General features: G+C 42.2%; 20 protein-coding genes and 1 other RNA gene. 11 read left to right on the top strand and 10 right to left on the bottom strand.

Annotated elements, in window-relative coordinates:
- Nucleotides 1-2 precede the first annotated feature (2 nt).
- From LCH52_05440 to LCH52_05395, 10 genes are all read left to right on the top strand, one after another.
- A complete protein-coding gene (locus tag LCH52_05440; protein MCA0387920.1) occupies nucleotides 3-503 on the top strand; it encodes a hypothetical protein in 501 nt (166 codons plus the stop codon).
- 3 nt (nucleotides 504-506) lie between these two features.
- Nucleotides 507-800: a hypothetical protein gene (locus tag LCH52_05435; protein ID MCA0387919.1), complete on the top strand. Its 294-nt coding sequence runs from the start codon at nucleotides 507-509 to the stop codon at nucleotides 798-800.
- Complete coding sequence (locus tag LCH52_05430; protein ID MCA0387918.1) at nucleotides 800-2,344, top strand: hypothetical protein; 1,545 nt, start codon at nucleotides 800-802, stop codon at nucleotides 2,342-2,344. Before LCH52_05435 ends, LCH52_05430 begins: the two co-directional genes overlap by 1 nt.
- Entirely contained in the window at nucleotides 2,344-2,568 is a 225-nt protein-coding gene (locus tag LCH52_05425) for a hypothetical protein (GenBank protein ID MCA0387917.1), read from the top strand. The genes LCH52_05430 and LCH52_05425 overlap by 1 nt, the downstream gene beginning before the upstream one ends.
- 1 nt (nucleotide 2,569) lies before the next feature.
- A complete protein-coding gene (locus tag LCH52_05420) occupies nucleotides 2,570-2,893 on the top strand; it encodes a hypothetical protein (protein ID MCA0387916.1) in 324 nt (107 codons plus the stop codon).
- A gap of 8 nt (nucleotides 2,894-2,901) precedes the next feature.
- A complete protein-coding gene (locus LCH52_05415; GenBank protein ID MCA0387915.1) occupies nucleotides 2,902-3,111 on the top strand; it encodes a hypothetical protein in 210 nt (69 codons plus the stop codon).
- Entirely contained in the window at nucleotides 3,108-6,206 is a 3,099-nt protein-coding gene (locus LCH52_05410; GenBank protein MCA0387914.1) for a hypothetical protein, read from the top strand. Before LCH52_05415 ends, LCH52_05410 begins: the two co-directional genes overlap by 4 nt.
- Nucleotides 6,203-7,591, top strand: coding sequence for a hypothetical protein (locus tag LCH52_05405; protein MCA0387913.1), 1,389 nt, complete (start codon nucleotides 6,203-6,205; stop codon nucleotides 7,589-7,591). The genes LCH52_05410 and LCH52_05405 overlap by 4 nt, the downstream gene beginning before the upstream one ends.
- A gap of 221 nt (nucleotides 7,592-7,812) precedes the next feature.
- On the top strand, nucleotides 7,813-8,307 hold the full coding sequence (gene coaD / locus LCH52_05400; GenBank protein ID MCA0387912.1) for a pantetheine-phosphate adenylyltransferase: 495 nt from the start codon (nucleotides 7,813-7,815) through the stop codon (nucleotides 8,305-8,307).
- A gap of 15 nt (nucleotides 8,308-8,322) precedes the next feature.
- Entirely contained in the window at nucleotides 8,323-9,516 is a 1,194-nt protein-coding gene (locus tag LCH52_05395) for a pyridoxal phosphate-dependent aminotransferase (GenBank protein MCA0387911.1), read from the top strand.
- 5 nt (nucleotides 9,517-9,521) lie between these two features.
- On the opposite strand, the gene aroE is transcribed toward LCH52_05395, so the two are convergent.
- Genes aroE through pruA form a run of 4 tightly spaced genes read right to left on the bottom strand, consistent with a single transcriptional unit; the run spans nucleotide 9,522 to nucleotide 14,646 of the window.
- Nucleotides 9,522-10,388: a shikimate dehydrogenase gene (gene aroE / locus LCH52_05390; GenBank protein MCA0387910.1), complete on the bottom strand. Its 867-nt coding sequence runs from the start codon at nucleotides 10,386-10,388 to the stop codon at nucleotides 9,522-9,524.
- On the bottom strand, nucleotides 10,388-11,821 hold the full coding sequence (locus tag LCH52_05385) for a tetratricopeptide repeat protein (protein ID MCA0387909.1): 1,434 nt from the start codon (nucleotides 11,819-11,821) through the stop codon (nucleotides 10,388-10,390). Before LCH52_05385 ends, aroE begins: the two co-directional genes overlap by 1 nt.
- Before the next feature lie 49 nt (nucleotides 11,822-11,870).
- Nucleotides 11,871-13,043 carry an ADP-forming succinate--CoA ligase subunit beta gene (sucC, locus tag LCH52_05380; GenBank protein ID MCA0387908.1) on the bottom strand — a complete coding sequence of 391 codons (1,173 nt, stop codon included), beginning with the start codon at nucleotides 13,041-13,043 and terminating at the stop codon, nucleotides 11,871-11,873.
- A 52-nt stretch (nucleotides 13,044-13,095) separates the two neighbouring features.
- Entirely contained in the window at nucleotides 13,096-14,646 is a 1,551-nt protein-coding gene (gene pruA / locus LCH52_05375; protein ID MCA0387907.1) for an L-glutamate gamma-semialdehyde dehydrogenase, read from the bottom strand.
- A 208-nt stretch (nucleotides 14,647-14,854) separates the two neighbouring features.
- On the opposite strand from pruA, the gene ffs reads away from it, so the two are divergent.
- An RNA gene (gene ffs / locus LCH52_05370) (signal recognition particle sRNA small type) lies at nucleotides 14,855-14,945 on the top strand.
- Here the strand turns inward: ffs and LCH52_05365 are convergent.
- The 6 genes from LCH52_05365 to glgC form a co-directional block, all read right to left on the bottom strand.
- Nucleotides 14,944-15,423: a histidine phosphatase family protein gene (locus tag LCH52_05365; protein ID MCA0387906.1), complete on the bottom strand. Its 480-nt coding sequence runs from the start codon at nucleotides 15,421-15,423 to the stop codon at nucleotides 14,944-14,946. The genes ffs and LCH52_05365 overlap by 2 nt on opposite strands.
- A 13-nt stretch (nucleotides 15,424-15,436) precedes the next feature.
- A complete protein-coding gene (locus LCH52_05360; protein MCA0387905.1) occupies nucleotides 15,437-16,594 on the bottom strand; it encodes a hypothetical protein in 1,158 nt (385 codons plus the stop codon).
- Nucleotides 16,569-17,498 carry a L,D-transpeptidase gene (locus LCH52_05355; protein MCA0387904.1) on the bottom strand — a complete coding sequence of 310 codons (930 nt, stop codon included), beginning with the start codon at nucleotides 17,496-17,498 and terminating at the stop codon, nucleotides 16,569-16,571. Before LCH52_05355 ends, LCH52_05360 begins: the two co-directional genes overlap by 26 nt.
- Nucleotides 17,495-19,315: an excinuclease ABC subunit UvrC gene (gene uvrC / locus LCH52_05350; GenBank protein MCA0387903.1), complete on the bottom strand. Its 1,821-nt coding sequence runs from the start codon at nucleotides 19,313-19,315 to the stop codon at nucleotides 17,495-17,497. Before uvrC ends, LCH52_05355 begins: the two co-directional genes overlap by 4 nt.
- Nucleotides 19,316-19,458: 143 nt before the next feature.
- Nucleotides 19,459-20,703: a hypothetical protein gene (locus tag LCH52_05345; GenBank protein MCA0387902.1), complete on the bottom strand. Its 1,245-nt coding sequence runs from the start codon at nucleotides 20,701-20,703 to the stop codon at nucleotides 19,459-19,461.
- Between the two features lie 66 nt (nucleotides 20,704-20,769).
- On the bottom strand, nucleotides 20,770-22,008 hold the full coding sequence (glgC, locus tag LCH52_05340) for a glucose-1-phosphate adenylyltransferase (protein ID MCA0387901.1): 1,239 nt from the start codon (nucleotides 22,006-22,008) through the stop codon (nucleotides 20,770-20,772).
- Between the last annotated feature and the right edge of the window lie 174 nt (nucleotides 22,009-22,182).

Below are 22,182 nucleotides of genomic sequence, written 5' to 3'. Positions count from 1 at the left end.
AAATGACAACTGAAAATTTTTCAACACCCGTGATTGACGGTTCATCAGCACAATCATTCGAAATCGATGATACCGGGGCGGTACTTGCCGACAAGATGATTGCCGTGGTTTACACACAGGGAATTGCACTTCTTTCCAAAAAGTCTTCTGCTTTGAATGGTAGTGATACCGAAATAGAGGTAAAAGACGGAACGAGTTATATCATGAAATTCACTGTAGATGACTGTCAGACAATGGCGGCAAAAGGGAACCTTACCTACAAGCTTTTCAAAATGACCGATGGTGAAACCACTGCTATGTTCGGAGGTACCCTCGCCAGTGGCACACCCACTGAAGCGGTAATACCTGTGCTCGGTCAAAAAAAAAGCATATACTACAAAGACGCGGAAACAACCGCAAGTCTAAGTGATTACGAAAATGGTGATCTGCTTTATGATCCCTCGACGAATGATCTTAAACTTAAGGATGACAACGAATGGAAAACAATCTTCAATGGAGCATAAAATATGACTGACATAGGTGTTGATAACATATCGACAAAGAATGTGAAGTACACCCCACCTGCAGGACAATACTGGTGGTGCATCGAGTTCAATGAAGATACGATACTTGCCGAGATCGAATACAAGACCGGCTATCCTGTTGGCTCCGGTGAAGCTGCAACAAAGAAGAACGCCGACTCTACCATCGGTAACTGCATTACCCATTATCAGGGTAAGACGCTCTATGGGAAGATTGTTGGCGTGAAGATACACGCAAGTTCACCTGCCGGGCATATAACCTGCAGGAGGGCAGTTTAATGAACTCACGGGACCATAACACCCCGAAGCTGAAGCGGAAGAAGTATCTTCCGCTTCTGCATCAGTACGCGCTCCAGTTCAATGGAACTGACGAATATCTGACCAGGGAGCTACCGACCAACCTGCTTACAGGCAATCAGAATGATTTCTACCCCGCAGGATCCCGACCAGCAGGATGGTTGGAAGGTTCAGGGGAAACATGGAATCAGGTGGGGATATCCGGCTCGACAACTTCGATGGTGCTGAAGCTTGCCGGGTCTTCTGCCCGCGCTATCTACGGTGGACTGACGATCGGCCAGAAATATAAGATGCGGATCCGATGGTATGGTGATTCCGCCTTGAATATCGGTTCGGTTGCAGGATCCGGAGACTACTTTATTATCGCCGCCACCACCCAGTGGAACACGGTTATTGTAACATTTACCGCTGTGAGTACCAGTATCTCTTTCGGCATTGCCTCCGGCACGGGATACATCGATTTCTTCAACTTCACTCCTGACTGGAAGCTCGATCTGAACGAAAGTTGGGAGTTAATCAAGCACTCGAATAACCGCACTTTTGCCGATACTGCAATTGATTGGGTTGGAAGTGGAAACCATTCCGCAGCAAGAAGTACTGTCGATAAGTACGAAGGTGTAGCTTCACTTCTCATCTCAGCAAGTGGAGCAGGGGATTTTACGACAAACTATGTTTCGTTACCCATTACGGCATTTGAGAGCCTCGCTGTGGGGAATAAATACACTTGGGAAAAATTTCTTAAAAGCGATACAGCAAGTAGAACTTTAAGTTTTCGTATTGGTACAAAAACTGTAACAAGTACAATAATAAGTACTACGGCATGGACAAAAGTTGTACTTAATTTTTTATGGGAAACAGCAGACGCAACAGCTTTAAACGCAGGTGAAGTTCCAAAAATGTATCTGTCTGGCGCTGGTAATTGCTATGTTGATGGGATTTCACTTACACAGGCTTATGATTCCGTTGAAGCATATACGATTAAACCTAATACTCTGGCAACTCAAACAATACTTAATCATGATGGTTTCAATTACACAGAACTTCGCTCAGATGGATATATAAGAACCAATATTGGTGTTACAGGAAATCTAGCGGTAAATAATGTTCTAACCACTTACACAGCAAATACATTTTCAAATGTATTTGTTTCAAAAAATAGAACCGATAAATTAAAAATCACCAAAAACGGTGTTACCGATGCGGGAGTTGTTTGTAGTGGTGTAGGGAAAATAATTTACACATTAAAAACAAACCTAGGGGCAAATAATGCAAACGCTGAAAAATTTGCTGGATTATTAGGAGCTAAGCAAATAATCCGTTTCAACAACATATCTCAAAGCGACTTCAATCCAACCACCTACAAAATAGGTCAACCTATTACAGGCGGTGGAGCGGAGGTGGTACTCTGGTTAGACCCGAAAAATGGAAGCAGTATAGCTAATATGTTGCAGGATTATTCCGGATATGGGAACAATCTCTCTGCCGTAAACATGGATTTGACAAACAGAATAGTTATGAGGAAATAATGGTAACAATAACCAAAGAAACCGGTACGATCGAAGTCAGCAACACCCGGGGGAAAGAATTCCGCGCGGGTGACATTGTAGTACCCATGAGCAAAGGAGTTGGTTTCATCGCGAATCTGCCACCTGAGTTCTTTGAGAAGAACTTTACAGTTGAAGTGATCTGCGAAAAAATAGAGTATGTACCAAACACAGAATTACCAGAACAACCAATAATAGAGGAATAAAATGTACGCGATTGGCGAGCGGACCTACCCTAAAATTGAAAAGATAAAGCTGAAGCAGTACAAGAAACTGAGGAAACTTCTGGGGAAATTGCCCGGGGAAGATCTTAAGAATGAACTGCTCTTTCTGTTGGATAACGATCTGATAGAAGAGGTGCTTTGCGTGATATTTGAAGAGACTGACAAAACACTTTTTGAGGAGATCGATGACGAAACCCTGGTGAGGATTGTTACTGATTTTTTCGACTCAAAGATGAAGTTGATGGAGAGTTTCACTCAAAGATTCGAAAGCTTTCAGGGAGAGAGCGGACTGAGCTTGCAAAACTAAAACGAATAGTGAAGGATGAAGCAAGATACTTCAAACTGAATTATTTGGATGAGATAGAAGACATGGAGTTTTATTTGAGTGACGGTGACCCCACCAGGTGCCGGGAAATGGATGAAACCAACATGGAACTCATCTACAAGTTTTACTACCGCAAGAGAGAAAACAAACTTAACGAATTAATTTCATCTGTAGAACAATTGGAAAAGAGCAGTAAATGAACGAAGTGGTAATCACCTTAAAAAGTAATGCTGAAAGACTTGAAAAGGAATTGGAGAAGGCGGGTAACGCCTTTTCCAATTTATTGAAATCGGCGTCGAAAAGAGTTGAAGTGGCGATATCCACCCGAACCGCCGAAGCAAACATAAAACGAACTTCGAATATGTTTGATAATTTTGCGGGGCGTGTGATTGCTCTTAATCAGAGTCTTGAAGTGGCAAAGAGTCTTATACTCGGTTTTAGTGACGATGTGAAAGCATCTGCTACTTTAGGGGTGTTAAGGGATAACTTTAAGGGGACTGCCGAAGATATCAAACTGTTTCAGCAGGCGACGGCTGGGACTGTGAAAGAGGCAACACTTCTTGAACTGAGCAATCAGGCAACGGAACTCGGGGTCACTCTTCAAGATCAGGCAGTACTCTTCAACATTGCAGAGGATGCCGCTGACAAATTCGGTGGAAGTACTGACGACAATTTCAAGGCTCTGGTATTCACCACTGAGGGAGCTACAAGAGCATTAAAAAATCTCGGAATCCAGAAGGATGTATATGAAAAGAAACTCTCCGATCTGGCGGCTGCCGAAGGGAAAACGGTTGATCAGCTTGACGGCGAAGCGGAAAAGCGACTGAGGGTTAGAGCTGTAATTGAACTTACCGGGCAGACGCTTGATGATGTGGCTAAAAAACAGAGAGACAACGCCGATACACTTGAAGAGATGGGGGTAAGTTTTCAGGGTGTAAAAGAAAAAATAGCCGAGGGATTTTTACCCGTTATAAAAACTGTCGGAGAAATTATAATCGCTTTTAACAACTGGGTACAAGGTTTGTCAGCAAGCTTGAGAGTTGCAATAGGTGTAATAGGGTTTGTTACTACTGCTTTTCTTCTTCTCGGAAACACACTGAGTACAAAGTTTTATATGGTTACCCTGGTTACCGGGGCAGTGATAACGCTGATGACAGCATTACGAGAGGGTAAACCGGTAATAGCGTTTCTTTCTTCACTGGTCGCTGCTCTTGGTGTATCAGTTATGATATTGAGAACATCTTTTATAAGCATGGCACACGGATGGGTATTTAACCTTTCAAAAATGTCAACATCTCTTGGTCTTGCAAGGGTACAACTAAAATTGGCTGCGATGGAAGGCAGATTGTTTGCAGGAGCGATGACTGCGGCGGGTATGTCAGTGAAAGCGTTCTTCGCGTCTTTGGGTCCGATAGGATGGATCATGTTGGGTTTGAGTGCGGTTGCCACCATCTGGGCAACTCTCAGCGAAAATATTGACGAGGCAAAACAAAAGACGGAAGATTATGAGAAAACACTTGAAAGAAAGGCAACCACCGATAACACAGAGGTTGTTGCTTTGCAGGCGAAAAAGGTTGGATATAATTTGTTGGCAAATGAGCTTTCGAAGACGAATGCCAAGAGTGAAGAGAGGAATGTCCTCGCATCAAGGATATCGAAGGAGTACCCCGATCTGATTAAAAATATCAATCTTAATACGGCATCTGAAAAGGAACTGGGAATTTGGAAAGATTGGGTCAACAAGCAGTTTGACATGAGAATCAAGTTAATGATTCTAGAAAAGAAGGCGGCTCTGGTAACAGAGGATATCGCTAAGAAGGAACTCGAACTAATTGACCTCCCCAAAAGCAAAGTAGATGTTCCAACTCCGGTTTATGGCTTTTACGGAAACTATAATAAAGCTGACATTGCATATGCAAAAAATAACAATTTAGAAATAGATAAGAAAATTTCGAATATCCAGAACGAACTCAGTGACAAAAACAAACTTTTGGAAGATATCACTAAAAAAGCAGACGCAATGAAAGCTACGGTGGTGACAGGTTCCTCAGGCCCTTCAGGGGCAGGGGGCGGGAGCAAGGAAAAACCCTCGGTACTTAAGGGATATGAACAAAACCTTTCCGATCTTGAAGAAGAGAGAAGAAAAACCGACATTGAAAACATTAAGTCGGATGAAGAGACCAAGTACCAAATAGAACTCGCTTACCTGAAAAAGAAAAAAGATCTCGCAGATCAGGCAATGAAATTGACCGGTCTCACTCAGGATGAAAAGAACCGTCTCGAACTTGCTTCCCTGGACTTGCATAAACAGATACTCGAATCTGAAATAAAGCACGGCAAAGAGGCACTTGATAAACAATTCAAGGCAGATGCCGAAGCTCTAAAAAGAAAACAGGATCTGGAGGAAGCGGAATCAGATGGTAAAGACCTCACCAGACTTCAGGAATTGGAAAATGAGAAGCTGCATCTGGAACAGAAGCTCGCTCTCTACCGGCAATATGGCAAGGATGTTTCTGACATCGAGCATGAGATCGCTTTAAATTTGCTTAAAACAAAGAATGCGAGGATTGAAAAAGAAAAAGAAGACTTAAAGAAAAAAGATGATTTTGAAAAGATGCTTTTTGATTCTCAAGTAATGAGCGAGGCAAAACAATTTGATGTTATGAGGCAGAAGAATGATGAATGGTTGAGCGAAAAACTGAAAGAATATGAACTCACCGAACAGCAAAGGGCCGAGCTCTACAGAACGCATGAAGAGAAGAACTCCGAGGTAAATGAAAAGGAAAGCGAGTACCGGCTTGGAAAAACAAGGGAGATACTCTCTAATATGAAAGGTATTTTTGCCGAGAATACTGTGGCATATAAAGCATTTGCGATAGCTAATGCTACCATCGGCACCTATGAAGCTGCTGTGACGGCTCTGAAGGCAGGTCCGATATTAGGACCAATTCTTATGGGAACTATTATCGCCGCAGGACTCGGTCAGGTGGCAAACATCATAGCAACCGAAGTGCCCGGTTATGCAAAAGGCGGGGCAGTTGTTGGGGAGAACGGACCTGAAATAATCACACCGATGCAGGACTATGCATCCGGACAGGTTCTCCTTGCAACAGAGACAGCAAACGCGGTTCAAAGGGCGATGTTGCAGAAAGACGGTTTGATGATTTCAGGGAGCAATTCCGATCTGATGCGAGCTCTCAAAGAGTGGCCTTATAAGGTAAGGTTTGATCTTGGACTTGACAGTCTTAAAGGATCCTTGGAGCGAATAAATTACCGGGACGGGCTGGCAATATGAGCATACTTAAAGCGACGGGACAAATACCGGGCGGTTCACCCTCATCTCCGATGAAGCTACTGTATTATATCTCCTTTAGTGACCCGTGGAGCAGTGATCTGGAAGCTGATCTGCTGGAAGCATCCTCGTTCAGCTACGGAGGGGATGATACTGATATCATTAGTATCATGCCCGGGAACTACACTTTTAAGGTCAGGATTGCGGATAAAACGCTATACAGCGACTATGTTAATTTATTCAGCGGATATGATGCCAGGGTTTCAGTACGGTTTTATACCGGTACAAGCTACACAGTAATTCACCACAGCAAAGTTGACAAGTACAATGTGATTTATACCGATTTTGAGCAGACGATTGAGGTGAAGGTTTACGATCTGATGGCTCTGATGAAGGAGTGGGATCCGGACTGGAACACTACTTACATGGGAATACTACCCAACACTTTAAACGGGCGTGCATGGGTGGATCCCGCAATAGGTGACGAGAATGTCTGGATAAATATCACCCGGTTTTTGAACGATTTGATCAACAGAACGGAACTCCCGGGGACTGTCACGGGACCCGGATATAAAGATTACGACCTCACGAGAACCTTTATCAGTGCAACCGGTTATATGCCTCCATCCGATTTCATCACACAGGACAGCGGAGCGGGGATAATAAGCTGGCTTTATGTTCCTATTGTCAATTTCTTTAATGGTGCTTTCAAAAACTACAAGGATGTGATCAAAAGCTTAATGATTACGCTCTGCAGTGGCTTGGTGGTTTACAGGGGGAAAGCGTATCTATTACCGATGTATTACAGGGGATACTCTGCCGGTGGAGTAATTGACATTGTTACGACAATCTACAAACACAACTATCTTTCGCTTCCGGAGACAAAATTTAAGAAACCGATAAAGGCGTTGAAAGTGCACGAGATGAATGAAACCGGCGCCACTTCGTTTGACGGGTACGATTTTTATCCTGATGAGGAGACCTGGAACATTGCAGACAGCAGCGACCAAAGAGATCTGTATATCGCCACTCCCTGCAGTCCGACTGATATGGTGAGTTACCTGGGAACCAGTTTGAGTAAGAATCTTGCCGCCTGGTATTCGGGGGACGCCAATGATCTGGTGAGACGGGTGAGAACCGATTCGATAAAGTTCTATGTTAACGGAGCATATACGGGAGCAAACAACTTCTGGAATCACAGTAAAACAATTCTCTATAATCTGCTCTCACAAAATAAACGAACGGTAAGACTGACAGTATCCGGGCTTAATTATCCTCCGTACAAATATTACCAGCTTGAGCACGATCCTTCAAGAACATACAGAATATTGAACAGTAAAGAAGATTTTTTTGAGAATGTAACCGAGCTCGAGCTCGTGGAATGTTGAAGAACTTGTGTACAATTTACTCAAGTTTAGACCTGATTTCGTTCATATTTCGTATATTTGACCCCAATTAATGGCACTTTTCTTGCCTAAGAAATGGATAAAATGAGCATAAGTTGAGCTTTTTGAGTACCGCCATACCTAAATTATTTAGATGTAACGGTTTCCGAAGGGTCAAACTACTATATTTGAGATCAACAAAAAGTTTAGAAAAAAAGATCATAATGTCTTCAAAAAAGAGTAAAATAGCGATATACCCGGGCACTTTTGACCCGGTTACAAACGGTCATCTCGACATCGTGCTGCGTGCAATTGAAATATTTGACAAAGTGTATGTTAGTATTGGAATCAATCCGGCAAAAACACCTCTTTTCACAGTTGATGAGCGACTGGAGCTGTTAAACCGGAGTCTTCAAGGTGTGGATCGTGTAGAGACGAGTACCTACTCCGGTCTGCTCGTGGCACATGCTCTTGAAAAAGGGGCTGTGGCGGTGATTAGAGGATTAAGGGCACTCTCGGATTTTGAATATGAGTTTCAGCTCGCTCTCATGAACAGAAAGCTTGCAGAAGATATCAGCACTGTTTTTTTAATGCCACATGAGAAATACACCTATGTGAACTCTTCATTAATAAGAAACCTTGCCATGTTGGGGCAGGATGTTTCAGATTTTGTTCCTTCTCCGGTGCAGGACGCACTTCGGCAGAAATTTTCCAAATAAACACGGGAGCTTATTGTGTTTGAATTGTCTAAATTAATCTCGACTGTTGAAGGCAGTGCAACACTTGCCATTACAGCACTGGTTAAAAAATTAAAAGCGGAAGGAAAGGATGTTCTAAGTTTCAGCGCCGGTGAACCTGATTTTCCGACTCCATCATTTATAAAAGAAGCTGCAATAGATGCAATAAATAAAAATTTTACATATTACACACCTAATGTTGGCACACCTGATCTGCTTGCCGCGATTGTTTCAAAATTTAAAAAAGACAATGATCTTGAATACACACCTCAGGAGATACTTGTATCCAACGGTGCGAAACATTCACTTTATAATGTCCTGATGGCGGTCTGCAATCCAGGAGATGAGGTCATTTACCAGTCACCCTACTGGGTAAGTTATCCTGAGATGGTTAAACTTGTTCAGGGGGTCTCGGTTGTGATTCATGCCGGGACAGAGAGTGGATATAAAATCACCCCCGATCAATTGAGATCTGCAATCACTCCAAAAACCAAAGTGTTTATTTTCAATTCTCCTTCCAATCCCACAGGGGCTACTTACACACCGGAAGAAATTATGGCTTTGGGTGAAGTGCTGGCAGACAAAAATATTCTGATTCTGTCGGATGAAATCTATGAGAAGATCATCTTCGATGGCATAAAGCATTATTCCATTGCTCAATATCCCGGATTGAAAGATAAAACTGTGGTTGTGAACGGACTGTCAAAAGCCTACTCGATGACCGGGTGGAGAATAGGATATGCTGCGGGACCGAAGTATATCATTGATGAGGCTGCAAAAATTCAGAGTCACAGTACATCCAACGCATGTTCTGTCTCTCAGAAAGCTGCCACGGCTGCATTGAACGGACCGACTGATGATCTCGAAATGATGGCGAAAAAATTTGAAGAGAGAAGAAATCTCATAATGAGCGAGATGGTTAAAATTCCCGGGGTCAAATGTCCGACACCGGGAGGGGCGTTCTATGTTTTCTTCGATGTTTCAGAGTATTACGGCAGGCAGTATAATGGTACTGCAATTGACTCATCTTCAGACATGTGTACCTATCTTCTTGCTGAAGTGAATATCGGACTTGTACCGGGAGATGCCTTCGGAAATGATGACTGTGTCAGAATGTCTTTTGCCTGTTCAGATGCAAATATTCTGGAAGGAATCAGACGGTTGAAAGCCGGGCTGGCAAATCTAAAATAACAATATTAAAACTGTGGAAGGAGTTTTTTTACTTCTTCCACAGGCATATCCTTGCCTGTCCAGATTTTGAACGATTCTGCTGCCTGGAATAACAGCATGTACAACCCGTTAAGTGTGAGACAACCTGCCTTTTCAGCGACTTCAAGGAATTTTGTTTTCGCCGGATTATAAATCAAATCAAAAACCACAGTCTCCCTGTTGAGCGCCTCAAGGGGGATATCCACTATCTCATTCACATCTGGATGCATTCCAATCGAAGTGGTATTAATGATAATTCCTGAATTATTTATCGCTTCCTTCATATGTTTATCATCGAAGGGAATTACGCGAAACTTTACACCTTTGAACAGGGTCAAGTAATTTAAAACGAGTAGAGAGGCGTTTTGAAGAGTACGGTTTGTGATGATAATATCTTTGATTTTGAAATCCACGATCAGAGAATAGATTACAGCCGAGGCTGATCCACCCGCACCCAGAACCAGAGCCGGTTGTCCCGTAAAGAGGTCTGAATAGAGCTCCAATGACTTTGAAAAGCCTGTAATATCGGTGTTGAATCCCTTTAATAAACCGTTTCTGTTTACTATTGTGTTTGCAGCACCGGTGTATTTCACTTCGAGACTGAGTTCATCGAGGAATGGCAGAATCCTTCTTTTATGGGGTAATGAAAGGTTAAAACCTCTAATATTTAACGCCCTCATCCCGGAAAGTGCCGCTTCAAGATTTTCGGGCAGCACATCGAAAGCATGGTAAGCAAAGTCGAGCCCCAGAATCTTCGCTGCGGTATTATGGATTGACGGTGAAAAAGAGTGCTTCGAAGGATGCGAAAGCAAACCGGTCAGAACAGTATCCGGGGTGAATGAAGAATTTCCCACTATTTCTCTATCAAATCGCCAAACAGGCTTTGGAATACCCTCGAATAGTAGACGATGGGATTCTTTTTCTTAAAATCAGCCAGCAACGACCTGTCAAACTTGAATGCAGTCCGCAGGTAGGCGAGACCCTGTTTATTATTTCCAAGTTTATAGGCGAGTCGCGACAGGAGGAAAAATGATCTGCCATTCATTGGTTTGTGAGAGAGCGATTTTACTACACAAAGAAAAGCATGGTGCGGATTCTTATAGTCAAGCTTGATTTCAGCGAGCTGGTGCCAGGTAAGAGCGTTTTCCGCATCGATTGAGAGGATATCCTCAAAGTGAGAGATGTACTCTTTGTCATCATCACCGAGTCTGAATCCCCACTTGCCAAAGCTGCCCCACAGTCCTTTTCCGTCTTTCGTGGAATAAACGAGCGCATCCCTGAAGTCTCTTAAGGAATCCTGGTAGTCGCCGGTTTTCAGGTAGCAGTAAGCTCTTTCGATATAAGCTGCAGAAAACTTTCTGTCAGCTTCAATAGCCTTGGTAAAAAATTCTGCGGCTGCAAAAAAGTCCTGTTTCAGGATTGAGATTTCTCCCAGTTTAAACAGAATTGTGAAGTTCTCCGGGTGAAACAGGAGGGCGGTATTCAACGATTCAAGAGCAATTTTGTATTTGCGCAAGCCGATGTTTAATTCAACGAACGAAAATAGGGAAGAGAGGTTTAGCGGATCGAGAGCCATGGAAGTGCTGAATGCATTCAGCGCTCTTTCAACCCGGTTAAGCCTTTCCAGAATCTGTCCTTTAAACATCCAGCCATCGGAACATTTAGGTTCCAGTTCGAGATATTTTTCTATCGTGTCCATCGCAAATGCCTGATTGTTGATATCACGATAGCAGTGTGCCAGAAGAAAAAGGATATCCGGATCTTCAGGGTCGAGAGAAACTGCTTTTTTAAGGAATTTTATCGCTTTGTGATATTTCCCGATTCTCTTGTAAATGATGCCATAAGAGAAAAATGTTCTGGAGTCGTTTTTATCGACCTCATAGGCAGTCTTAAGGTACCCGGTGGCTTCCTTCAATCTGTTGAGATTGATACAAACCATTGCCTTTTCGATCAGGATGGAAGTATTATTCGGGTTAAGCGACAGTGCTTTACTCAAACTGCGATAAGCCAAAGCGGGTTCATTCATCCTGAACAGACAAAAACCCGCTCTGTAATAGTTTTCATAGTTGAAAGGATTGGCAGCAATCAAATCTTTAACAAGCTCGAGTACTTCCTCGTAGCGGTAATTATCAAGAAGAATTTCGATTGAATTGTCGATATATTCAATAGCCTCTTCCTTGAGATCGCCAGAGAGCATGAGTTTGCACTTTTCAATGATCTCTTTCAGGAAATTCTCGCTGAAATCATCCCGTTCAAAATCATAACTGTTTCTCTCAAAATCTGACATTCAAATCCTTTTCAAAATAACGATACAAATAAAAGATACGCAATAAATATTAATTATTCATTGCCAAAACACGGGTAATTTTCTCTGCCGCATCTGCGAGAGTGGAAGCAGGAATCAGGCTGAGACCTGATTTTGCGAGCATTTCTCTTGCTTCTTTGGCATTTGTTCCTTCGAGACGAACAACTATTGGCAGCGAAATTTCAATTTCCTTTGCAGCATTGATAACACCCTCAGCAACACGGTCACATCTTACAATACCACCAAAGATATTGATAAGAATTGCCTTCACATTCGGATCTGAAAGGATGATCTTAAACCCGTTGGAAACTGTTTCTTTGTTGGCACCGCCACCGACATCAAGGAAGTTGGCAGGTTCGCCACCGGCAAGTTTAATGATATCCATTGTACCCATCGCCAGCCCAGCACCATTGACCATGCAACCGACATTTCCATCGAGTTTGATGTAATTCAGGTTGTATCTTGAAGCTTCAACCTCAAGCGGATCTTCTTCGTCGATATCGCGATATTCCATTATGTCGCGGTGACGGAAAAGGGCATTGTCATCAAAGTTCATTTTTGCATCAAGAGCCATTACATCACCTTCTTTGGTGACAACCAGCGGGTTGATCTCTGCAAGTGAAGCATCAGTAGAATCGTAAGCCTTATAGAGTGCAAGGAGGAAATTGACAGCATTTTTGTGTTGCACTCCGCTTAATCCGAGAGCAAATGCAATCTTTCTTGCCTGATAAGGACGAAGTCCGATAGACGGTTCGATGGTCTCCTTGATAATTTTTTCGGGAGATTCTTCAGCCACCTTTTCAATTTCCATACCACCTTCGGTTGATGCCATAAGAACATTCTTTGAAATGGCACGGTCGAGAGTGATTCCGATATAGAGTTCTTTTTCTATGTTTATCCCTTGTTCAACGAGCAGTCTTTTAACGATTCTGCCTTCGGGACCTGTCTGGTGGGTAATCAGGTTCATTCCAAGCATGGCTTTTGAATATTCATAAACCTCATGCAGTGATTTCGCAACCTTCACACCACCGCCTTTTCCTCTTCCGCCTGCGTGAATCTGTGCTTTCACAACCCATACACTTCCACCAAGTTCTTCTTTGGCAACTTTGACGGCTTCTTCAGGGGTGAAGACGGGGAAACCTTTAGGAACCGCAACATTAAATTTTCTCAGGATTTCTTTTGCCTGATATTCATGAATTTTCATTTATAAACCTGTGATTAATTTAACAAAAGGGGAGTGAGTCACTCCCCGCCAATTATCCAATTTTTTCACTCATTGTTTTAGCCTGGAGGAAGAGGAGCAGGTAATCTCTGCCGCCGGCTTTCGAGTCGGTTCCCGACATGTTAAATCCACCAAAAGGATGTCCGCCGACCATGGCACCTGTACATTTTCTGTTCAGGTAAAGGTTTCCTATCAGGAGTTCCTTTTTAGCACGATTCAGTTTCTCGCGATCGTTTGAATAGACCGCGCCTGTCAGACCGTAAATGGTATTATTGCAAATCTTAAGTGATTCATCGAAATTCGGTGATTTAATCAGTGCAAGAACAGGTCCGAAGATTTCTTCCTGCGATATACGAGCCATCGGATCGATATCAGCAAAGACTGTTGGTTTTATGTAATAGCCGTTACCTTCAGCTTTTTCACCGCCGGCAATAAGTCTGCCTTCAGTTTTACCGATTTCGATATACTTAAGGATTCCTCTTTCAGCCGAAGCACTGGCTACTGGACCCATTCTGAAATTATCTTCAGCCGGTCCTATTTTAATGGTGTCTACGCGCTCTTTAATCTTTTGAACCATGACATCATAAACTTTTTCGTCGATGATGGCTCTTGAACAGGCGCTGCATTTCTGACCCTGATATCCAAATGCTGCAGCAACAATACCGTCAGCAGCGTCATCAAGATTACAATCCGCATCGATGACAATACTGTCTTTTCCACCCATCTCGGCGACAACTCTTTTCAGCCAGATTTGTCCCGGTTGAACTTTAGCTGCCAGCTCATAGATGTGAATACCGACTTCCATAGAACCGGTAAATGAGATAAATCTAACTTTCGGATGTGCGACAAGTGTATCGCCAACTTCTCCGCCGGAACCCGGGAGGAAGTTGAGAACGCCATCGGGGACACCCGCTTCTTTCATAATTTCATAGTAAAGCCGTCCCATCATCGGGGTATCGGATGAAGGCTTCAGAACTATTGTATTACCCGATACAATGGCTGCTGAAGACATGCCGGCGAGAATAGCAAACGGGAAATTCCATGGTGGAATGATCACACCAACACCAAGTGGAATATACACAAGTTCATTTGCTTCACCGGGCATGGGGGTAATTGGCTGCTTTTCTGCATATCTAAGCATTTCGCGACCGTAGAATTCCATGAAGTCTATTGCTTCAGCGGTGTCAGCATCAGCCTCGCCGTAATTTTTACCGGCTTCGAGTACCATCCAGGCGTTGATTTCAAGTTTCCTTCTGCGAGTTATTTCAGCAGCTCTAAAGAGAAGTGCTGCTCTTTCAGCAGGTTCCACATATTTCCAGGTTTCGAAAGCCTTCAGAGCTTCATCCACTGCCTGGTTAGCCAGATCCACATCACCTTTGCTAAAGGTTGCGATAAGTTCATCTGTGTTTGATGGACTGAATGAGTTAAAAGTTCTCTCGGTAACCACTTCTTTTCCGCCGATAATCAACGGATACGATTTGCCGAGTTGTTTCTTCACTTCATTAATTGCATTCTTCTGCAAGTCGAAGTTTTCTTTTTTTGTGAAGTCTATATAAGATTCATTTTTAAAGGGGGGAATATTCATTTGATCTCCTGTGAAAAAATATTTTTCCATTTTTAAAATTAACCTTTAAAAGTGTAAGTGCCAAAGAAAAACAGTTCCCCTTCAGGAGTTATTAATTGTGAGTTTTGAATCAGGAGTTGACAGGGGAAAGAAGGGGAGGGTTTTATTGATTTATCGGTTTTGACAGAATAAAAAATAATGGTTATATTGGGGTCTGATTTTTATTGATTTTGGCTCTGCTAACAGGTGAGTGCCCAACCCCGTCAGGTCCGGAAGGAAGCAGCGGTAAGCATGTATCTTGTGTAGCCAGAGCCTTTTTTATTTTTCAAAGATATCAGGTGGAACGATAAAATGAAGTCTGCCTGTGCCGGGTCGCATCTTGCCAGGGAAGACAACTTTGGCAATGGTACCGGGTTTAAAGTAGATATCCATCGATCCTGATCCGGTGGAATTCATAACCAGTAGTGAAGTTTCCGGTTCATGCATTATTATTGCTACATTTTCTTCTTTGAATGAGTTTACCATCGCATAAATATCGGCTATCGGCGCTCCACTTCGCAATTCCGCTGCCACTTCCTTTTTTACTCCATTGTCCGATAGTTCTGCCAGAATATCCATGGTCTGTCTCGTTCTTAGTGCCGGGGATGATATGATAAGGTCGAGTTCCGGAATTGAATTTGACAATCCTTCTATCGTTGAAGTGAATTGAGCCTTTCCTTCCGGAGTGATCTGTCTATCACCTCCGGGACCGGTGCCCAAATATTCTGCCTCTGTGTGTCTAATTATATAAAGGTTCATTCGTAATTCCTGATTACTGGAAACAATTAAGATTAACGGAGTTAATCATGTAGTAGATGAGCGGATAGTTGTTGTTATAGAACGACTCATTGCACTTGATCGTAACCAGAAATTCCTCATTTTCGCATTTAACCAGTAAGTGTTGAATCACCTGATCTTCTTGTTTAATCAGTTTGGAGTTGTACAGTGAATAATTGAATTCATTGCTTAACAGTGAAAAATTGATATCTTTGATGAAAACTCTCACAGGGCTGTTTTTCTCGAGATCGAAAATAAATACCTGAATATCTTTTTTCTCCCGTGTTGCCATCGTCCCGGTGACTTTTCCATCAAAGAGTGACTTTATCTCGATACCGTTCTTTATTTCCCACTTCTCAGGGAGGTACATTCGCATTAAATCAAATCTGGTGTTGTAATATTTTGGCAGTTCCTCGCTGATTTCGGCAATTTTTTCTTTTGTCTGAAAACCGTTAAGGTAGCCCGATAAAAACTCCTGCCATTTGGTTGCCTTAGACGAAAACTCTCCCTGATCGGTGTAGTCGATTTTCACAGGTTTGAAATCTGACTTATTGCCGTAAAGTTTAAATGAAAGAGAAGCGGGTTGCCCTTTCACAGCATTGAAGGACATTTTTGCCAGCAGGGAAGGAGAAGAAACCTCGATATAATTTTCGAAAGCGAGGGATGCCTTCCCGTTTTTAATGTCATAAATTTTCAGGTATTCCACATTTACGATACTTTTAACCGAGTACTTCTGAAGGACTGCAAAAAATTCTTTGTCATCAACGAAAAGTTTTTTGTAGTTGAGTGAACCGGGTACATTTTTATCGTGCAGCAAAAGCCCAAGAGTGTCGTTGTATATCAGAAACTTGTTATGGTCTGCATTTTTATGCTGGAGTGTGACAGCGTAGTATGTTTTACCATCCAGAATCATACTGTCAATTTCCGTCTTGCGATAATATTTCGCATCGAGAATGTTAAATTCGAAGGGGTCTCTTAATCTTGCTTCGGCCCTTTCATCACCATTTATGTAACTGTCAAATAGAGCAATAATCTCTTTCCCGGAAACTCTTTTTACCTCATGTTTGGGCTCCGGTTTACCACACCCCGAAAATAACGATGCAATTACAAAGAAAAGACTTAATATACTAAGGCTTAAGTTGGATTTTTTCATCTGGTTTTGGTTTTAGTGTATCTGCTGGACCGGATTTAGCCGTATCTTTTACGGGCTGGACTTCTGCCGGTTCAAAGACAGGGGATTTAGGCATAAAATCTTTTGTCAGTGTATTGTCTTCAAAAGTGGTTTTATAGAGCAGTAATTTTGAATCGGGGATTCTTGAAATGTCACCAATCGGAACTCCTGCCATTCCGAGATTCACGTTGTCAATTACAATTTTTCGTGAGAACAATCTGTCAAAATTGCCGCTATAGAGGTCGCTCAGTCTGTTTTGAACGAGTGCAGGTATCTCTTTTGCCGACGGAGTATAGATATAAGGGTCATTTGGTTCCACAAATGAAATGGTAATGGCGTTGTTATCGCCGGTTTTAACGAGCACGGGGGAGCCGAACTCAACTAAAGAATAAGCAATCTTAATATCTTCATTGGAAGTTCTTACACATCCGTGTGAGCTTGGTTGTTTCCCGAGGAAAATATAGTATCCGTTTCCATCAAGACCGTGGAGTCCGATTCCGTAGTTGAACTGCATCCAGTAGTAGAGGTTACAGTTAAAATCTTTTGAGACTGCCACATCCTGTTTTGAGAAAATGGCAAATACACCCTCGTTCGTTAGAACGCCCTGGGAAATGGTGTTCGTGCCTGTGGACACAGGAAAATTGAATCTTTCACCTGTTTTCATAATCACAGCCGCATGCTGGGTTTTCAAGTCAATTTCTATATATGACTTTCTGGTGGTATATAGAGTATCCTTGATTTTCTTATCGAGATACCGGAGATAACTTATGTCCACTTTTCTGTGAAGAGGTTTTTGATACACGGGCTTTGGTATCTCAGCCATCGAGAGTGCAATCAGGATTGAGAAGAAAGAGAGAAAAACAAGTAATTTAGTAAGAGTCGTCATTTTGTTTCCCGAAAATAGTTATAGACCAGTCCGGCCTTCTTGTCGCCGACAACTCTGGCGAGTGAGTCAAGGCTGGCTTTTTCAATTTCTTTTACACTGCCAAGTTCTGATAAGAGTCTGGTAGCAAGTTTTTCACCAATTCCGTCGATTTCGAGCAGTTGAGTAGTAAAAGTTCTTTTACTCCTCTTTAATCTATGAAAAGTTATTGCAAAACGATGTGCTTCATCTCTCACCTGTTGCAACAGTTTGAGAGCGGAGGAAGTTTTGGGTATAATCACCGGGTCAGGGTCTTTTGGAAGGAAGACCTCTTCAAGTCTTTTTGCCAGTCCAATAATTTCAAAATTCTTTAGCCCGAGTAATCTGAGAGCATAAACAGCAGTCGAAAGTTGACCTTTTCCTCCGTCCACCATAATAAGATCGGGAAGTTGTTCCTTTTCCTTTATCAATCTGGAATATCTGCGGGTAATAACCTCTTCCATGCTGGCAAAATCGTCAGGTCCGCTTACAGTTTTAATCGCAAACTTTCTGTAGAGTGATTTTTTTGGTTTTCCGTCAACAAACACCACCATGCTCGCAACTGTATCAGTACCCTGCAGGTTGGAGATGTCAAAGCACTCTATATGTCTCGGTATCTTTTTGAGATATAAATCTCTTTGAAGTGCAGCGAGAGTGAACGGGATATTCCCTTCCTTTTTGACTTTTTGGAGCTGAATTTCTTTCAGTTGAAGTGCTGCATTTTCTCCGCTCATCTCCACAAGAGATTTCAAATCACCTCTTTTTGGAGTAAAAATTCTGATCTTTTTTCCTGAACGATACTGAAGGAGAGAAGTAATTTCTTCCAGTTCAGCAGGCTCCACACCTGTAATAAGTTCAGAAGGTATATCGATGAAATCGTTGTAAAACTGTTTGATGAATGCGGCATAAATCTCTGTAAGGTCACCTTCTGATGCATTTTGGAGGTGAAATTCCTTTTTCCCGATCAGTTTTCCCGCACGGATATTCAGGACGGAACAAGCGGCATCCTTTGCTTCATTTGCAATTGCTATGATATCCCTGTCGACTTCATCTTCACTTACAATCTTCTGCTTTTCTGAAAATGCCTGAATTTTTTCGAGTCTGTCTCTGTAGTCAGCAGCTTTTTCAAACTCAAGATTCGCTGCGGCCTCGCTCATTGAAGACTTAAAATCCCTGATCAAATCATCTATTCTTCCCTTAAGAAGTTTGATGACCTGATTTACCATAAGATTGTATTCTGCGAGAGATTGATATCCCACACAGGGTCCATCGCATTTTTTGATGTGATAGTCGAGGCAAACCTTATACTTTGAGTTTTGAATCGATTCGGTGGTCAATGGCAGTTTGCAGCTTCGAATCTTAAAAATCTGGGTGATCATCCTCAGGGCTGCACGCATACTTTTTACATCGGTATATGGTCCAAAATATTGTGAGCCATCCTTGTAGACTTTTCTGGTTGGATAAATTCTGGGAAATTGTTCCGCGGTTACTTTTATAAAAGGATAAGTTTTATCATCCTTCAGGTTGATATTGTAGCGGGGTTTTAGTTTTTTGATCAGATTGTTTTCGAGTACAAGCGCCTCAATTTCACTTGTAGTGACGATAAATTCAACATCCGCAGCCTTCGAGACCATCAATTCGATTCTGTAGCTGGGGTTCTTTCCTGTAAAGTAGGATTTGACTCTGTTCTTAAGATTTTTAGCTTTGCCCACATACAGCACCTTCCCTGTGTCATCTTTAAACTGATACACTCCAGGGTTGTCAGGAAGATTTTGCAGTGCTGTTTCCAGAGCTTCTTTCATTCTTAAGGATAATTATTAGAAGAAAGCAAATATAATAAAATTGTAGTATGATTAAAAATGATAAAGGGTTAAATAATGAAGTAAAAAGAAAATGGCTGCCACTTTTATAAAAAGGAGCAGCCATTTAAATAGAAGTAAATAAATTAGAAAGCGTAACTGGCTGAGATGTAACCAAATGAATTGACGGTTCCGGTAGAAAGGTTTCTTAGACCCTGTCGGAGCATCTCCTCATTGACTGTTGCATCAAGATTGAAATTCCCGAGCTTGAATCCCATTCCGAGAGTCAGACCTGTTCTGTCGAATCCTGTTTGAACAACTTCATTTTTGGTGGATGAGGTAACAGCAAATTCCCGTTTTACTTTGTTAGTCGAAACCTGGTAACCGATTCTGGCTTTCATCCAATCCGTGAAGTTGAATTCGCCACCAAGGTTCCAGACAGGGAAGAGAAAATCGGTATTTGCGAGTTCAGGAGCTGTTGAGGTCGCCTTTTCTGTCATCGACTGATACATCATCGAAACACCACCGGCAAGAAGAAGACTACCCGAGCGATAATTGATCCCAAGTCCGGCTGTCAGGAGTGAAAAGGGAGTAAGGTCGGTCGAAGTTCCTCCTGCGTCAACTGTACCCGATTCCATGTAATATGAGACATGAGGGACAAAAGAGAAGCCCTTGCCGATATTATGAAAATATCTGGCGCTCATTCCGAGGGTTGTGCCTGAGACTTTGTTCACAACAGCACCTTCGTATTTGGCATTTGCAAAAATCATGTCAACACTCCCTTCAATGGCATTATCCTTTGAAAAATGTTGAATAATGCCGACGCCAAAACCAATATGTGAAGCACTTGCTTTTTGAGCTGTGCCGGAGGCAGGTGTAAAGTCATTTTGTGTGGAAGAGTAGGCGACTCCGAATCCAAGAATTGTTGCATCTGAAAGTGCGTATGCGCCGAGAATTTCCATGTTGTTGTCGAGCTTCACAGCAGAACGGGAGGTGGAACCAATACCATTAAGAGTGGTTACCATTCTGTTTGCAAACGATACATCTGAAATACCAAAACCTTTGTGATCGTTTCTGGCAAGGATTGCACCGACAGTCAGTTTATTGGTGAGAGAGTAATTAAACCCGCCAAACTGACCATCTCCGTCGTTAACGGAAGCTCCGGAGTAGCCGAAACTGCCCCAAAGGAAATTTGAGTAATATTTAGCGAATGCAGGATTGTATCTCATGTTGATCGGATCGACCATGAAATAATTTAAACCGCCTTCACCGCCCATCGAAAATACACGGGCAAAACCGCCGCTTCTTTCAACGGGTACTATGCCGGATTGTGCATTTAATATACCGGCGAACATTGCTATTAAAACAACCATTGATACTGTATGTTTCATTAGATCATCTCCTTTTAAAGCAAAAAAGGCTGCTTTTTTAGAGCAGCCTTTTCAAAAACACAAAAATTAAGCAAAAACATAATTTTTTGGAATAACAACAATTCCCGTTTCAGTTACTGTAAACCGTTGTTTATCTTTTTCAAGATCAAAACCGATTTCGGTTCCCGGCGGAATGTGTACATTCTTGTCAATAATGGCTCTTCTGATTTTTACATTTCTTCCGATGTTACAATTGTTCATGATCATGGAATCAGTCACATAAGAATAGGAGTTGACGCGCACATTGGCTCCGATGATAGATCTCTCGATAAGACCTCCGGAAACGATTGTGCCATCACAGATCAGCGAGTTGAGGGTACGCCCGATTCTCTCACCCCAGTGAGAAACTGTTTTCGCAGGGGGGAACTGATACTGATAAGTACGAAGAGGCCATTCCATATCATAGAGGTTGAACTCAGGTACCACATTAATCAAGTCCATACTCGCTTCGTAGTAACTCTCGATTGTTCCAATGTCTTTCCAGTAAGGTTTGTTTTTCTTGTTCTCATCCACGAATGGATAAGCAACAACATTTAAACCCTGTTTTATCATATAGGGAATTACATCCTGTCCGAAATCGTTGTTTGGAATATTTTTCGATTCCATTTCGATGAGTACTTCTCTCAGGAGTTTGGCATTGAAAACATAGATTCCCATGTTTACATAGGAATAACCGGGATTACCGGGTATTTCAGGCGGGTTATCAGGTTTTTCGATGAAATTCATAACTTTGGAATTTTCGTCGGTTTCCACTATTCCAAATCTGTCAGCTTCTTCTGTAGGAACAGGCATGCAGGAGAGGGAAAGGTCGGCTTTCACATCGTTGTGGTAGATCAGTTGTTTCAAATAATCCATCTTGTAGATATGGTCACCGCTAAGGATCAAAACCCATTTTCCTCTTTTGTCTCCCTGGAAGAGATTCATATTCTGGTAGATGGCGTTTGCGGTGCCAAGATACCAGTCGCTGCTCATCTTTTTCTGAGGTGGAACTGAATAAATGAATTCCCCGAGTTCAGGATTAAAAATACTCCAGGCTTCATAGATGTGCTGATTCAACGAATCAGATTTGTATTGAACGAGGATGTAGATTTTTCTCAAACCGGAGTTGAGGCAGTTTGAAAGTGCAAAATCTATTATTCTGTATTTCCCTCCGAAGGGGACTGCAGGTTTACTTCTGTAGGCTGTAAGTGGAAACAACCGTTGCCCGACACCACCGGCAAGAATCATGGTGATGGTGTCTCTTAAAATTGACGCTCCCGGAATCATAAGCTACTCTTCTTTTTTTGTCATATGTATGTTTGAAATATACTAAAGTAATTCCAAATCATAAAGCATTTTTCTGCCTGATAAGGTATTATTTTTTTGTAAATTTGTATTCAGTATTACAAAGTTTTTAGGATTTCCCCTCATTTCGCTGCTCCATGGCTTTACTACCGGAAA

The sequence above is a fragment of the Bacteroidota bacterium genome (genome assembly GCA_020161395.1).
Lineage (GTDB): Bacteria > Bacteroidota > Ignavibacteria > Ignavibacteriales > Ignavibacteriaceae > UTCHB3.
This window is presented reverse-complemented; position numbering and strand designations above follow the sequence as displayed.

Coding starts and splice junctions, on each gene's coding strand:
- LCH52_05440 (MCA0387920.1), top strand. CDS start 3: ATGACAACTGAAAATTTTTCAACACCCGTGATTGACGGTTCATCAGCA.
- LCH52_05435 (MCA0387919.1), top strand. CDS start 507: ATGACTGACATAGGTGTTGATAACATATCGACAAAGAATGTGAAGTAC.
- LCH52_05430 (MCA0387918.1), top strand. CDS start 800: ATGAACTCACGGGACCATAACACCCCGAAGCTGAAGCGGAAGAAGTAT.
- LCH52_05425 (MCA0387917.1), top strand. CDS start 2,344: ATGGTAACAATAACCAAAGAAACCGGTACGATCGAAGTCAGCAACACC.
- LCH52_05420 (MCA0387916.1), top strand. CDS start 2,570: ATGTACGCGATTGGCGAGCGGACCTACCCTAAAATTGAAAAGATAAAG.
- LCH52_05410 (MCA0387914.1), top strand. CDS start 3,108: ATGAACGAAGTGGTAATCACCTTAAAAAGTAATGCTGAAAGACTTGAA.
- LCH52_05405 (MCA0387913.1), top strand. CDS start 6,203: ATGAGCATACTTAAAGCGACGGGACAAATACCGGGCGGTTCACCCTCA.
- coaD (MCA0387912.1), top strand. CDS start 7,813: ATGTCTTCAAAAAAGAGTAAAATAGCGATATACCCGGGCACTTTTGAC.
- LCH52_05385 (MCA0387909.1), bottom strand. CDS start 11,821: ATGTCAGATTTTGAGAGAAACAGTTATGATTTTGAACGGGATGATTTC.
- sucC (MCA0387908.1), bottom strand. CDS start 13,043: ATGAAAATTCATGAATATCAGGCAAAAGAAATCCTGAGAAAATTTAAT.
- pruA (MCA0387907.1), bottom strand. CDS start 14,646: ATGAATATTCCCCCCTTTAAAAATGAATCTTATATAGACTTCACAAAA.
- LCH52_05365 (MCA0387906.1), bottom strand. CDS start 15,423: ATGAACCTTTATATAATTAGACACACAGAGGCAGAATATTTGGGCACC.
- LCH52_05360 (MCA0387905.1), bottom strand. CDS start 16,594: ATGAAAAAATCCAACTTAAGCCTTAGTATATTAAGTCTTTTCTTTGTA.
- LCH52_05355 (MCA0387904.1), bottom strand. CDS start 17,498: ATGACGACTCTTACTAAATTACTTGTTTTTCTCTCTTTCTTCTCAATC.
- uvrC (MCA0387903.1), bottom strand. CDS start 19,315: ATGAAAGAAGCTCTGGAAACAGCACTGCAAAATCTTCCTGACAACCCT.
- LCH52_05345 (MCA0387902.1), bottom strand. CDS start 20,703: ATGAAACATACAGTATCAATGGTTGTTTTAATAGCAATGTTCGCCGGT.
- glgC (MCA0387901.1), bottom strand. CDS start 22,008: ATGATTCCGGGAGCGTCAATTTTAAGAGACACCATCACCATGATTCTT.